16 protein-coding genes are annotated in these 13,696 nt (G+C 45.1%); 9 read left to right on the top strand and 7 right to left on the bottom strand.

All coding sequences use genetic code 11. From position 1 onward, the window contains the following. Positions 1 to 45 precede the first annotated feature (45 nt). The 5 genes from AN618_RS05680 (at position 46) to AN618_RS05700 (ending at position 2,660) form a co-directional block, all read left to right on the top strand. Complete coding sequence (locus AN618_RS05680; RefSeq protein ID WP_066353049.1) at positions 46 to 303, top strand: DUF2933 domain-containing protein; 258 nt, start codon at positions 46 to 48, stop codon at positions 301 to 303. Beyond that, the gene (locus tag AN618_RS05685; protein WP_066353050.1) at positions 296 to 796 is read left to right on the top strand and encodes a hypothetical protein; all 501 of its coding nucleotides are present in this window, start codon (positions 296 to 298) and stop codon (positions 794 to 796) included. Before AN618_RS05680 ends, AN618_RS05685 begins: the two co-directional genes overlap by 8 nt. A gap of 9 nt (positions 797 to 805) precedes the next feature. Continuing rightward, positions 806 to 1,546: a cytochrome c biogenesis CcdA family protein gene (locus AN618_RS05690; protein ID WP_066353052.1), complete on the top strand. Its 741-nt coding sequence runs from the start codon at positions 806 to 808 to the stop codon at positions 1,544 to 1,546. 14 nt (positions 1,547 to 1,560) lie between these two features. After that, positions 1,561 to 2,304, top strand: a complete 744-nt coding sequence (locus AN618_RS05695) for a prolipoprotein diacylglyceryl transferase family protein (RefSeq protein ID WP_066353058.1) — start codon at positions 1,561 to 1,563, stop codon at positions 2,302 to 2,304. A 98-nt stretch (positions 2,305 to 2,402) separates the two neighbouring features. Continuing rightward, a complete protein-coding gene (locus AN618_RS05700; protein ID WP_222926345.1) occupies positions 2,403 to 2,660 on the top strand; it encodes an SHOCT domain-containing protein in 258 nt (85 codons plus the stop codon). A gap of 66 nt (positions 2,661 to 2,726) precedes the next feature. On the opposite strand, the gene AN618_RS13965 is transcribed toward AN618_RS05700, so the two are convergent. Beyond that, a complete protein-coding gene (locus AN618_RS13965) occupies positions 2,727 to 2,906 on the bottom strand; it encodes a four-helix bundle copper-binding protein (protein ID WP_083515075.1) in 180 nt (59 codons plus the stop codon). 206 nt (positions 2,907 to 3,112) lie between these two features. Beyond that, the gene (locus tag AN618_RS12630; RefSeq protein ID WP_083515076.1) at positions 3,113 to 3,289 is read right to left on the bottom strand and encodes a YHS domain-containing protein; all 177 of its coding nucleotides are present in this window, start codon (positions 3,287 to 3,289) and stop codon (positions 3,113 to 3,115) included. Between the two features lie 229 nt (positions 3,290 to 3,518). Here AN618_RS12630 and AN618_RS05705 point away from each other — a divergent pair, with 229 nt between their 5' ends. From AN618_RS05705 to AN618_RS13310, 3 genes are all read left to right on the top strand, one after another. Beyond that, positions 3,519 to 5,762, top strand: a complete 2,244-nt coding sequence (locus AN618_RS05705; RefSeq protein ID WP_066353059.1) for a spermine/spermidine synthase domain-containing protein — start codon at positions 3,519 to 3,521, stop codon at positions 5,760 to 5,762. 133 nt (positions 5,763 to 5,895) lie between these two features. After that, on the top strand, positions 5,896 to 8,295 hold the full coding sequence (locus tag AN618_RS05710) for a heavy metal translocating P-type ATPase (protein ID WP_066353060.1): 2,400 nt from the start codon (positions 5,896 to 5,898) through the stop codon (positions 8,293 to 8,295). A 14-nt stretch (positions 8,296 to 8,309) separates the two neighbouring features. Next, complete coding sequence (locus tag AN618_RS13310; RefSeq protein WP_187694887.1) at positions 8,310 to 8,465, top strand: LDCC motif putative metal-binding protein; 156 nt, start codon at positions 8,310 to 8,312, stop codon at positions 8,463 to 8,465. 131 nt (positions 8,466 to 8,596) lie between these two features. On the opposite strand, the gene AN618_RS05715 is transcribed toward AN618_RS13310, so the two are convergent. Genes AN618_RS05715 through AN618_RS12635 form a run of 3 tightly spaced genes read right to left on the bottom strand, consistent with a single transcriptional unit; the run spans position 8,597 to position 9,649 of the window. After that, positions 8,597 to 9,172, bottom strand: coding sequence for a manganese catalase family protein (locus tag AN618_RS05715; RefSeq protein ID WP_066353062.1), 576 nt, complete (start codon positions 9,170 to 9,172; stop codon positions 8,597 to 8,599). Between the two features lie 16 nt (positions 9,173 to 9,188). Further along, positions 9,189 to 9,446: a spore coat protein CotJB gene (locus tag AN618_RS05720; RefSeq protein WP_066353064.1), complete on the bottom strand. Its 258-nt coding sequence runs from the start codon at positions 9,444 to 9,446 to the stop codon at positions 9,189 to 9,191. 26 nt (positions 9,447 to 9,472) lie between these two features. Beyond that, positions 9,473 to 9,649 (bottom strand): spore coat associated protein CotJA, encoded by a 177-nt coding sequence (locus tag AN618_RS12635; protein ID WP_083515077.1) that lies wholly within the window; start codon positions 9,647 to 9,649, stop codon positions 9,473 to 9,475. 401 nt (positions 9,650 to 10,050) lie between these two features. On the opposite strand from AN618_RS12635, the gene AN618_RS05725 reads away from it, so the two are divergent. Beyond that, positions 10,051 to 11,268 (top strand): MFS transporter, encoded by a 1,218-nt coding sequence (locus AN618_RS05725; protein ID WP_066353066.1) that lies wholly within the window; start codon positions 10,051 to 10,053, stop codon positions 11,266 to 11,268. 22 nt (positions 11,269 to 11,290) lie between these two features. Here the strand turns inward: AN618_RS05725 and cysK are convergent, their stop codons facing one another. Both cysK and AN618_RS13065 read right to left on the bottom strand, forming a co-directional pair. Continuing rightward, positions 11,291 to 12,229 carry a cysteine synthase A gene (gene cysK, locus AN618_RS05730; protein ID WP_066353068.1) on the bottom strand — a complete coding sequence of 313 codons (939 nt, stop codon included), beginning with the start codon at positions 12,227 to 12,229 and terminating at the stop codon, positions 11,291 to 11,293. A gap of 30 nt (positions 12,230 to 12,259) precedes the next feature. After that, complete coding sequence (locus AN618_RS13065) at positions 12,260 to 13,591, bottom strand: HesA/MoeB/ThiF family protein (protein ID WP_187694888.1); 1,332 nt, start codon at positions 13,589 to 13,591, stop codon at positions 12,260 to 12,262. Positions 13,592 to 13,696: the final 105 nt, after the last annotated feature.

Below are 13,696 nucleotides of genomic sequence, written 5' to 3' on the forward strand. Positions count from 1 at the left end.
AGCAGATAACCATTACCCCGTATAGGTATACAGAGGAGGGAACTTATGAACAAAAACAATAGGGGGCTCCTTCACGGTTTTTTAATGGCACTCGGCTGCGTTTTTATGATCGTGGCGGTTGCACTTTTGGCGAGGAGGTTCGGAACAGCCGGAAATATTCTAAGTTACGCGCTTGTATTGCTGTGCCCGCTGATGCACGTATTCATGATGCTGGGCATGCACGGCGGCCATGGCAAACACGCGGGCCACGAGGACGAAAGACTAAATAGAGATAAAGTAGAAGGGCTGAAGGAAAATGCATAAATACGGCACGTGGTTAGTTGCCTTCGCTGCGATTCTTGCGGCATTAGCTTTTTTTTATATTAAAAATGGATTAACCGAATCAAAACCCTTACCCGAAGAAGATCCGCTGGAAGGTATATCCGAGAGTCAGCTCTTTACCATAACCCGGCGCACAGAAGGAGGTGCCGTGACCGTCGATGTGGCTTTCCTGAATATACTGAAACCCGATGAGAAGGATCTGCTCTTTTACATCGCTTTAAATACCCACACCGTAGATCTGACTTCTTACGAAATTGAAAAACTAGCAGTCCTGACTAACGGCAAGACAACCGTAGAAGATGGATTTAAATGGGAGCCTATCCAAGACGACGGACATCACCGGAGCGGAATTTTAAGGGTTAAAAACAATGGCATCTTTGACAGAAATACCGATTATATTGAGTTGAACCTCAGGGGTATTGCAGGAGTGCCGGACAGGAAGTACCGGTGGGATAAAACAGACTGGGGAAGGTAGAGTAACCACATGAGTTCGCTGATTGCTTTATACGGCTTGTCCTTTCTGGGGGGACTTTTATCCTTTTTCTCCCCGTGCCTTATTCCCATGGTGACTGTGTATTTTTCGATCATCACCGGAATGAGCGTAGAAGACCTAAAATCGGTTCGATCCAGACGTCTGAAGAAAAAAATATTAGCAAATACCCTCTTTTTTATAGCTGCCTTTACGCTGGTGTTCACTCTTGCCGGTGGGGCATCTAGTACAATCGGGAGTTTGATAAAGGAAAATATAAGAGTCTTAAATGTTTTGGGCGGTGCGTTTATTGTTTTAGTTGGTCTTAGAATGCTCGGCCCAACAAATATGCCGTCCTTTCATATTAACCACAAACTCTTAAACCTGAAACTACCACCCCTTGGCTATTTGCGGGCATTCCTGGTAGGAATATTTTTTGCCGTAGCCTGTTCCCACTGTATAGGACCAACTCTCTATTCGTTTTTGATGCTGGCGGGGACTATGACCGCCGCAGGCCAGGGAATGATGCTGATGTTTATCTTTTCTATAGGACTTGCAATACCCTATCTTGTCCTGGCTCTGGCCTTTGAAAAGTACTTTGATAAATTGAAGGCTTTTATGAAGACTAGAATCCCGCAGATAGTACTGGGGGTTACAATGGTAGTTTTGGGAATTGCCATATTGACCGGAAACTTTACGAAAATAACGAGAATTTTGTACGAGATTTTGCCGTATAAATTGCCCTTCGGCATGTGAAAAGAGGGGTATAAATGGAAGTACTTTTCAGAATAGGCCCTCTTAACATCTATAAATTAGGATTTTTTACAGCTATAGGGCTTCTTGCGGGGTTATATATAGCTATGAAAGAGGCCAGCAGAAAGGGAATAAAAGAAGACGAAATACTAACATTTGCTCAGGTTATAGTCATTGCAGGATTTTTGGGCGCTAGGCTCCTTTTCGTGCTGCTAAATTTGCCTTATTATATAAAAAATCCGAGCATGATTTGGCGTGTATCCGAAGGAGGGCTTTCTTTTCACGGAGCAGTGCTCGGTGGATTGCTGGCTGGGATAATATACGCCCGGTACAAAAAGGTGTCCTTCTTTAAGCTGTCGGACGTAGTTTCTCCTGGCCTTGCTCTCGGATATTCCATAGGACGTATAGGATGCGATATCTATGGAAAAGCTACAAAAGTGCCATGGGCCGTGACGGTGGATGGGATACCCAGGCATCCGGTTCAGTTTTATTCCGCTTTATCTAATATATTACTGCTATTGATCGGAGCAGTTCTGCTTTTTTTAATGATGAGAGGAGGCGGGTGCTGTGGAGGCCATGGCGGACATGGAGGTCATTCTGCCGGTGGTCATGACCATCACAGGTCAGACGGCAGTGACGAATATGCCGTGGACCCTGTCTGCGGCATGAGAGTGTCAAAGAGGAACGCTATCACCAAGCAGATAAACGGAAAAACTTATTATTTTTGCAGCGAGGAGTGTGCAAATTCTTTTAGAGGATAAATAAAGCTAAATTGTACCGGATTTATCATGTATATTAGGGAATAATAATCCTGAGTATAGATGTGCTCCATTCTCGAATAAAAGTGAGGTGGCAATAAATGATGCACTGGTTCTACCCCGGGTGGGGTTACGATGGAGGCATGATAATGTATCTGGGGATGTTCCTGTGGGTCTTGTTTTGGGCGGCTGTGATATATTTTATATTCAGATTGATAAAGTTAATTCCAATAAATGGGGCATCGGAAAGGCGAAATTTCACCGAAACGCCGCTGGACATTCTTAAAAAGCGCTATGCCGCGGGAGAAATAACAAAAGAAGAGTTTGAAAAGATAAAGGAGGATCTGAACAGGACCTGATTTTATGGAGAATGATTTTATGGAGAATGATTAAAGAGGCGCCTTTGTTAAGGCGCCTCTTTGTTATCACATATTCGCTAAATTTTTGCATTCCTGAGCACACTGGCGGCAGATATCGGCACACTGCTGACAATGTGCATCTTTAAACATTTCGCACTCTCTGGCGCAGGCTTCGCAGATGTCTGCACATAGAGAGCAGATTTGTTTTGCAAAAGCACTACCTCTTGCCATAAACTGGGAAGCCAATTTTTTAAATCATTAGATATTATTTGAAAACATTTTTAGAGTTATACTACTCTTGTTGCTTTTTTGGCGACAAAAAATAAGCACCTTAGAATCGGTGCTTATTTTATTTAGGAACAAAGTTTATCAATAGCAATTATTTTGTCGTTCGGTGAATAATCCTGTGCTTTTTCACATTTTCTACATTTGCCCATCTATTTTCACTAGAACTAACAACAGTGAGTATGGCCTTTATCTTCTTTATTTTTCAGGTATTTTTCAGGATTTTTGTCGAAGGCTATTTGGCAGTGTTTGGAGCAGAAATAGTAGGTTTGGCCATTGTAAGTAGATGTGGCAAAAGCGTCATTCTCATTTACCTTCATGCCGCATACCGGATCGATAGCCATATTTTCACCTCCTGCACTAGTAAATATACCCCTTAGGGGTATAACGTCTTCTATTACTTTATCATTTTTATTTTTGAATGTCAATATATCTTTTCAAAAAGATTATCTAAAACAAGAATATGATATTTCTGGTGTTTGATTGACAGAGTGTTTATAATTATTTATAATATATACCCATAAGGGGTATAAGTATAGTCATTTTCATAAAATTTTATGTGGGGGATCGGCGATGGAAGCGCGTTTACCATTTTTCATGGCGACGTTTATGCTTTCTGGCTTTCTATTTTCACTGGAATTTCTTTTTACGCGGATTTTTTCGTTTCTCGTATGGTATCATTTTGCATTTATCATAATTTCAACGGCTATCCTCGGCCTGGGGCTGGGCGGTCTATGGGTTCAGAAAAGGCTGGCCGATAATCAAGATAAATTGAACTCCATATCCTTAATTCGGCTCCAGTGGGTTTTATTACTGGCTTATGGAGCGATCATACTGCTCCTTTACATTAACTTATTTAACTTCTTTCCCATGGTATATATGTTATTGAGCATTATACCTTTTGCCGTCGGAGGAGCTATAATGTCGACTATTTATGTTCGCATGTCGCATTATGCTCACGCGCTTTATTTTACTGATTTAATAGGTGCGATTACCTTTGGACTGCTGACTTTTTTAATTCTCGATAAGAATGGCATGATAGTCACCTTACTATTCCTATTGATGACACTTTTTATTATCCAAATGCTGTTTTCGTATGCATACAAAAATATAAAAATATTCCTTTTATCGGCATTGCTGGTAGCAGCGGCTATTTCTGCCTCGACATTAAACCTGACTAGCTTTGAGCGGCGTTTTGGCGAGCTCTTAGCCATGAACAAGGTAAAGCTTTACAGCATAGAAAAAGACGGAAAAACCAGAATAGAGTATACGAAGTGGGATTCCTTTTCGAGAACCGATGTAGTCGATACTGGAGATGAAAAGAGCAAAATTATTTTTATAGACGGCGGTGCTGCTTCAGAAATGTACAGATTTGACGGTAATCTGGAGTCAATATCGTGGCTAAGAAGTACCCCTGGCTTCCTGCCCTTTACCCTGCAAAAGAAGCCCAAAACTTTGGTCATAGGCCCAGGTGGCGGTAAGGATATCCTTCTTGCCCTCCTGGCCGGGAGTGAGGATATAACAGCCGTAGAGATCAATAAAAGCAGTATTCAGGCTGTTAAAGCATTTGCTCCTTTCACAGGCGATATTTATAATCTTCCGCAGGTAAAGACATATGCAGGGGATGGGAGAAACTTCATCGAGCAGAAGAAGGAAAAATACGATACTATTTTCCTGTCGCTAGTGATGACAGAAGCTGCCGGGTCAGGCGGCCTTGCCCTTACGGAAAATTATATTTATACCAAAGAAGCTATTTTGAAGTATTTTGAGCGCCTGACGGAGGAGGGGCAGTTGGTTTTTACGGCTCACGACGAGCGGGATATGACGCGAATCGTTACAACAGCACTTGCGGTTTTTGACAGCCTCGGTATCCCATATCGGGACGCGATCAAACACATCGGCATAGTGTCAATGCGGTTTGAGGATCACGATAGTGACGGCAAGCACTTTCATTACCCTGCTATTGTAATCCGGAAAAAACCCTTTACTCCGGAACAAGGTGCACAGTACTTGAAAACGGCATTGAAATATACTCTTGAGCCTGTCTTTATTCCATGGAGTTATGAGGGTGATAAGTTTCCTTTGACAGAATTCACGGGAATCGGTGATATTGTAAAATTCAGCAGCGTTGATACCAGGCCGACCACCGACGATAGACCGTTTTTTTACGATTTCTCCTACGGTGTTCCGAATTCAGCAAAGGCTGTGCTGCTTTTGGTTATTTACGTATTATTGGTATATTTCGCACCTCATTATAAAAAAATGGATAAGAAAGAGAGAAGCCTTGCCTATTATTTTTTCCTGATAGGTATCGGTTTTATGGCTCTGGAAATCTCTCTTGTGCAAAAAAATATCCTTTTGTTAGGCCACCCTTCTACGGCTTTTCTGACAACGGTTAGCATCCTAATAACAGCATGCAGCTTGGGGAGTTTGGCTAGCAAAAAGTTTAAAAGTTTAAGAAAAGATTTGCCCCTTGTTTTGGCCGGTGGAATAGTCATGATGGCGATCTTGTACCGAGCGGTGTTTCCGGGTTTTCTCGGGAAATCCTTTTATTTTAAGCTATCTATTGTGACTTTGATCTTGATTCCCATAGGCTTTCTCATGGGCGTCTTCTTCCCTGCTGGAATTGAAAAGGTCCGGCAGTTAGGGAAACCTTCACTAATACCGTTGATGTGGGGAATAAACGGCGTTGCTTCATTGTTGGGCTCTACTCTAGCTATTGTAATTGCGGGGCTTTTCGGTTTTACTTATTCTATGTTATTAAGCGCTGCCGCTTATTCTCTATTAATTTTTTCTATCCGGGATATGTGGATGTGACAAGAAGCATCACTTTCTAGAATCGGCAGATACTATAAATAAAATGTTGACATTTTACTCGCTGAAGAATATAATGGAATTGAGATACCCCCATAGGGTATATATTTGGGGGGAAATTAGGAGGGGATAAGATATGCCGGAAGCTGTAAAGAAAGCAACATTGAATATAAAAGGAATGACCTGCGCTTCTTGCGCAGCCCGCATTGAAAAAGGCCTTTCGAAGATGGCCGGAGTTCATGAGGTAAATATAAACTTTGCAGCTGAAAAGGCCAGCATCACTTACGATCCCAAAGAGGTTTCAGTACTGGATTTTGTCCAAAAAATAAGGGATCTCGGCTATGACATCTTGGCGGACAAGGTGGAGCTGGGGCTAAAAAATATGAGCTGCGCCTCCTGCGCCGCCCGCATAGAAAAGGCCCTATCTCGGGCTCCGGGAGTTTTAAAAGCTTCGGTGAATTTCGCCGCTGAGACCGCCACGGTCGAATATTTAAGCAGCTTGACCGATGTGAAGAACCTCATCAAAGTTATTCGGGACATAGGCTACGATGCTTACGAAAAGACCGAAATGGATGTTGATAGGGAAAAACAGGAAAGAGACAGGGAAATCCGGTCTCTGGGCAGGTTGGTGGTAATTTCAGCTATCCTCACTGCGCCACTGGTACTGTCGATGATTTACAGGGTTATGGGCTGGTATGGAGGTATCCTTGACAATCCGTGGTTTCAGATAGGACTTGCTACACCGGTGCAGTTTGTAATCGGCTACAGGTATTACCGTGGGGCTTATCATACTCTGAAGAACGGATCGGCCAATATGGATGTGCTGATCGCCATGGGTACCACCGCAGCGTACTTTTACAGTTTGTATAATGTCCTCACTCTTCCCATGGAAATGATTCACAACTACCTTTACTTTGAAGCATCGGCGGTTATCATTACTCTCATTACCCTGGGCAAGTACCTGGAAGCAGTAGCTAAAGGCAAGACGTCTGAAGCTATAAGAAAATTACTTGGCCTGCAGGCCAAGACAGCTCGGGTGATAAGAAACGGCGAAGAAATAGAGGTACCTGTCGAACAGGTAGAAGTGGGAGATATCGTGGTGGTAAGGCCCGGCGAGAAGATACCGGTAGACGGTGTCATCATTGAAGGTTATTCTTCAGTGGATGAATCCATGCTCACGGGGGAAAGCATCCCCGTGGAGAAGAGAGTAGGAGACGAAGTAATAGGTGCCACCATCAATAAAACTGGTACCTTCAAGTTTAAAGCTACTAAAATCGGCAAGGATACCGTGCTTGCCCAGATCGTGAAACTGGTGGAAGAAGCCCAGGGGTCCAAGGCGCCGATTCAAAAGCTGGCCGACCAGATATCGGGGGTTTTCGTACCTGTGGTCATTGCCATTGCACTCATAACTTTTGCGGTTTGGTATTTCGTATATGGTAACTTTACCGCAGGCCTCATAAACGCCGTAGCGGTGCTGGTAATAGCGTGTCCATGTGCCCTGGGTCTTGCGACGCCTACCTCGGTAATGGTAGGAACTGGTAAGGGCGCCGAGTACGGCGTGCTTATCAAGGGCGGTGAACACCTGGAGAGAGCGCACCGGATCAAAGCTATCGTGCTCGACAAGACTGGAACCATTACTAAAGGAAAACCGGAGGTTACCGATATTATTCCAACCGGCAATTTAATGGAAGAGGAAATCTTAAGTTTTGCGGCTATAGCAGAAAAAAATTCCGAACATCCTTTGGGTGAAGCCATTGTAAATAAAGCTAAAGAGAAAGGGGTTGAACTTCCCGATCCTGAAAATTTCGAGGCTATACCCGGCCACGGCATATATGCAAAAATCAAAGGTAGGGAAGTGTACCTAGGTAACCGCAGACTCATGAAGGCAAAAAATATTTCCACGGAAAGTGTAGAAGATCTGCTGACGAAGCTTGAAAATGAAGGTAAAACTGCGATGATTATGGCTATTGACGGGACTCTTGAAGGTATTGTGGCTGTAGCCGATACTCTAAAGGAAAATTCCAAAGAAGCCATCGACGAGCTGAAGAAAATGGGTATCGAAGTCTGGATGATAACCGGAGACAACGAGCGCACTGCCAAGGCCATAGCCCGGCAGGTTGGAATAGATAAAGTCATGGCCGAAGTACTTCCGGAGCATAAGGCCGAAGAAGTGGAAAAGCTGAAGAAACAGGGCAAAATTACCGCAATGGTTGGAGACGGCATAAATGATGCACCGGCGCTGGCGGCGGCCGACGTCGGAATAGCCATAGGTACGGGCACCGACGTGGCTATCGAGGCGGCAGATATAACGCTCATGAGCGGAGACCTGAAGGGGATTGTAACTGCCATAAAACTCAGCCGCGCCACCATGAGGAACATAAAGCAAAACTTATTCTGGGCGTTCATCTATAACACCCTTGGTATTCCGTTTGCTGCCCTCGGATATTTAAGCCCCGCAATAGCAGGAGCCGCCATGGCATTCAGTTCGGTTTCCGTGGTGACTAACGCTCTGAGGCTGAAAAAATTTAAACCCTAAGGAGGTGTGTTACAATGGTGGGATGGATAAGCAGGTTTCTGGAGAATTTAGCTAAAGCCAGTGAAAGAGAATTCGCCGGTAAGAAGATGGATTGCTGTGAGTTACATCGAACTCAGGAAAAACGCCCGGTGCATAATAACACGGCGCATAATAATAAGAATAAAAAATGATTCATTATATCGGAGCTGTAAGTTATAAATTTATTTTCGGCGTGTCAAAGAGCCTCTTTAAAAAAAGGGGCTCTTTTTCGCTAAAAAAACGACCTCTTTTTTGCAAAAGAGGCCTTTTTTTTGCGCCGTGGCTAGCAAAATATGTGTTTGTGCTGGTAGTGCTCCTGGACCTGCATCAGCGCCTCTCCGAATCTCTGGAAGTGGACTACTTCCCTTTCCCTGAGGAAGGAGAGCGTTGCAATAACCCCGTCGTCGTCGGTGAGGGAGATAAGGTGTTCGTATGTTGTGCGGGCTTTCTGTTCGGCAGCCAAATTTTCGTGGAGATCGGTTATTGGATCTCCCGTAGCCTGGATATAGGCGGCGGTCCAGGGCACTCCGGCAGCGTCATGGGGATAAAGGGCTTTGTCGTGCTGTGCGAAATGGTCCCCAAGGCCGGCCTCTCTCAACTGCTCGGGTGTGGCGTCTTCGGTAAGTTTATATATGAGCGTACCTATAATTTCCCAGTGAGCCATCTCCTCGGTTCCGATGTCGGTAAGGAGGGCCTTAGCCTGGGGTATCGGCATCGTATATCGCTGGGTGAGGTATCTCACCGCGGCGGAAAGTTCGCTGTCAGGGCCGCCGTACTGGGCGAAGAGGAATTTTGCCATGGCTAAATCGCAGCGCCTCACGTTGGCAGGGTACTGCAGTTTTTTCTCGTAAAACCACATTTTTGCCACCTCCTGCTCAATATTGGATTTCCCAGGGCCACGGGTCGTTGATGTAGCGATAGGGATAGGGAGATTCGGAGTCGAGTCTAAGCGGCCCGTATCTATCTTCAAAAGCTTTTCTGAGCTGATTTAATCTACTTACGAGTCGGTTGTGGTCTTCTAATGCTCTCCTGTCGCCCGGGTGGGTATCCAAAAACAGGGCAAGTTCATAAACACCAAATTCCAGTGCCTGGATTTCCTTGAGCAACTCCACCATTGACCTGTAATCATGCATCCCACTTCACCTCGCAATAACGCTGATTATTGTGGGTTCCTGTGAACGGGCCGGTACGGCCTGTATAATTCGGGGAAAATGGTTCCGTACATCAGAGCGTTTTTCAGGTCGAAAGTTTCGCCGTAAGTTTGAATCGGAATATAAACCTCTGCAAGCCTCATTCCACCTTGATACCCCTTGGACATATTTTCTGCTCTGGTCATTTATTATTACCTCCTAAGGGAGTTTTTTCGATTTTGTATTGTTTCGGTATTATACTATGAACGTTTTACACTTTCCGTTACTAAAAAGCGTTAAAGCCGTGCCTTAAGGCACGGCTTTAACATTCCGGTTTATAACCACCAGTCTCCCATAAGCAGGAGTATCAGTATCAAAAATACTATAAAAGCCTGGCGGTCGCGGCGATCACGGCCATCGAAGAAACCGCCTCCGGCTATTTCTCCCATTTATATCCCTCCTTGCCTTGATTTTCAATACCATTATATGTGGGCGATGTTGCACAGGTTACAGGAAAGCGATTATAAGAGCTGGGCTTTTTATAAATACTATTATTCAGGAGATTTTTTATCTTTATATCGCTGAGTTTGAAAGGGGTTTAAAGACCGTGAAAAAAAGTACAGGCATCCAGCTTGCCCTTTTAAGCCTTGTTCCTTTTATAATGGTTCTGGGTAATTCCATGTTGATTCCGGTGCTGCCGAGGATAAAAGAAAGCCTTCGCATCAGTCAGTTTTGGGTGAGTCTTCTCATAACGGCCTTTTCGATACCGGCTGGGCTTGTGATTCCTCTGGCTGGTATGCTGTCGGACCAAATAGGTAGAAAGAAGGTAATGGCTCCGGCGCTCATCATATACGGTTTGGGAGGGGTGGTGGCCGGATTAAGTTCGGTTTTTTCAGAGAATCCTTATTGGGGGATTCTTGCAGGAAGGATGATTCAGGGAATTGGCGCAGGCGGCACGTACCAGCTGGCCATGGCGGTAGTCGGGGACACTTTTTCTTCCGAAGAGAGGAGCAAGGCCTTAGGACTCTTAGAAGCCTCTAACGGCCTGGGCAAAGTTGTAAGCCCCATACTGGGGGCCGGCCTTGCGATGATTGCATGGTTCTTTCCTTTTTTCGCATACGGTATCCTTGCCATACCGGTGGGTATAATCCTTTATTTTTTTATCAAAGAAAAGGAAAAATTTAAAAGACAATCCGTAAAAGACTATATCCGGGCGGTAAAGGCTATTTTCCAAAAAAAAGCGGCAGGTCTTTTTTGCAGTTTTTTTGACGGGATGGCGGCGCTGTTTTCACTTTTTGGCATCCTTTCCCTCTACTCGGACATACTTGAAAAAAATTACCACATTTTCGGGCTCAAAAAAGGATTCATTATTTCAGGGCCCGTGTTTGTAATGGCTTTGCTTTCGTTTGTACTGGGTATACTTCTTGAAAAATGGAAGAACAAAGGTTTAAAAATATTTATACTTGCGGGACTCATGCTGATAACGGCAGGGCATTTTATGTTTTCGCTGGTGTTGGAATTCTGGATGCATTTTATTTCAGCCTTGATTCTCGGAGCGGGAGTGGGCCTTATAATGACGCCGGTAAATGCCCTGGTGACCGGCTCCTGCAGCGTAAAACGCAGGGGCATCATAACCTGCCTCTACGGCAGTCTAAGGTTCTTCGGGGTTGCGGTGGCACCCCCTGTTTATGCCTTCTCCGAAAGGTATGGCCTTAAAACTGTCGTTCTGGCTGCAGGCGCTATAAGTCTCATAGCTTTTGTTTTAACAGCAATTTTTATGGTGCCAAAAAAAAATACTTTCCAGTTAATAAAAAAAGAGGGATGAATCCCTCTTTTTTTTTAATTATTCACTCGGCAGGGAAGAGCCCTTCAACGCTCAAATAACGTTCTCCTGTATCCGGAAGTACCGTTACTACCAGATTGCCGGGTTTTAAATTCCGGGCCACTTTCTGGGCTGCAAAAACCGCAGCGCCGGCGGAAATCCCGGCCAGAATTCCCTCTTTTGTTGAAAGTTCGCGGGTGGTTTCGAAGGCCTCTTCGTTGGTAACGGTTATAATTTCATCTACCAGGTCGAGGTCCAATACTTTCGGTATGAATCCGGCGCCTATTCCCTGAATTTTGTGGATTCCGGGTTTTCCGCCGGACAGCACCGGTGACGATGCCGGTTCTACCGCCACTATCTTCAGGTTGGGAATTTCTCTTTTTAATACCCGGGCAACACCGGTTATCGTGCCTCCGGTGCCTACCCCTGCTACGAAAGCGTCGAGTTTGCCTCCAGTTTGCTCTAATATTTCTAATGCCGTAGTTTTTTCGTGTATTTCAGGATTGGCCGGGTTCTCGAATTGCTGGGGCATGAAGGAGTCCTTGATTTCCCTTGTTAGTTCCAAGGCCTTTTCTACCGCTCCCTTCATGCCCAATTCCGGAGGAGTTAGGACAAATTCGGCGCCGTAGGCCTTCAAAAGCCTGCGCCGCTCTACGCTCATTGAGGCCGGCATCACCAGTATCAATCGGTAGCCCCTGACGGCGCATACCATGGCAAGGCCGATGCCCGTATTGCCGCTGGTGGGTTCCACTATGGTAGAGCCGGGTTTTAAGATCCCCTTTTTTTCGGCATCTAATATCATATTGTAGGCTATTCGGTCCTTTACGCTCCCCCCGGGGTTAAAGGATTCGAGCTTTGCTGCGATGGTGGCGCCGCCTTCGGGTGATAACTTCGACAGTCTCACCATAGGGGTGCTTCCGATAAGGTCGAGAATGGAATCGTATATGCGGTATGCCCGTTCCATAAGTCCTCATCCTTTCCATTTTTCAGTTTATCAGGTATTTTCACATATAAAATCGTAATTTCCGCTCAGGTCTTTTATAGAGGGATTTTCGCCGCAGGCAGGGCATTTTTCATTTTTCGAAAGAACGGGGGTCATAAAGTTAAGTTCCAGAGAATCGAAGATCAAGAACCTCCCGGACAAAAGCCTTCCACAGCCTCCGAAAATTTTTATGGCTTCTGCAGCCTCCAGCGTTCCCATGACCCCGGGTACGGGCCCTAACACGCCCGCTTCAGAGCAGGAGGGAACGGCGCCGGCTTGCGGCATTTTCGGAAAAACGCACCGGTAGCACGGACCTTCGCCCGGCAAGATGGTCATGGCAATTCCTTCGAATCTCAAAACGGCAGCTTCGGCGAGAGGCTTTCCTGCAAGGACGCAGGCGTCGTTTAAAAGGTAGCGGGTAGGTAGGTTATCGACGCCATCGATTATGATGTCATAATCCTTTATTATTTCAAGGGCGTTTTTATTGCTGAACCGTATGTGGTACTTTTCAATATCGATTCCGGAATTTATTTTTTTCAAAAACATTTCAGCGGATTCAACTTTCGGCATTCCTATGCGGGAAGTGGAATGAAGAATTTGCCTGTTCAGGTTGCTCATCTCTACAATATCGCTGTCCACAAGCCCGATATTTTTAACCCCCGCCAACGCGAGGGAAAAAGCCGCCGGCGAGCCGAGTCCGCCGCTGCCGATTATGAGGACTTTCAAAGTGGAAAGGTCTTTACCCTTAAGGGGGTCTTCCATCGCTATTTCTCCAACGGCTTCAAAGTCTTTTATGGATTTAAATTCCATGTCGAGCAGGTTGTAATAAAGAGGGTTTTCCAATACCTTTCCCAGGTTCAAACAAATTTTTATAGCCTCTATGGCCGAAATTGTCCCCGCAAAAAAGCGGGAAAATACGAGGCCCGTAGAGTTTTCGTAAGGACCTTTCATTTTTTGGGAGAAAGCAAGCTTATTACTTTCGGTGTCTCTTGCCGTCATTAAGCATCCAGCCCAGGGCCGGATGAGGTTAAAGATTTTAGGTACTCCTTTTAAATGCTCCGATTCCTCAAAGCCGTCCGCAAAGACCGCAAACTCGATTTTTTCCATATTTTTAAAATTCGGAATATCGCTGTAAAACTCCAATTCCAGGTCAGGATTTAGGTCCAGCAGGCCTGCTTTGAGTTCGGAAAAGTCTTCTTTTTTCTTCAAAATCACGTGGAGATGCCCTATTCCTGATGCGGCCAGATAATAAAGCAGGGAAAGGATTTCTTCAACGGAATCGGCGACCACTATACCTTTCGACTCCAGCAGTTTTTTTTGCCCGGCGCCGCTGATTTCAGGCATGATAATATGTCTCATGTACCTTGTTATTTGTTCCTTTGGGAGGATCACAGCACCACCCCTCAAAATAATTCCGGGTAAACTGATAAAATTATACTTTAATTATAT

The organism is Fervidicola ferrireducens, assembly GCF_001562425.1.
In the GTDB taxonomy this organism is placed as follows: domain Bacteria; phylum Bacillota; class Thermosediminibacteria; order Thermosediminibacterales; family Thermosediminibacteraceae; genus Fervidicola; species Fervidicola ferrireducens.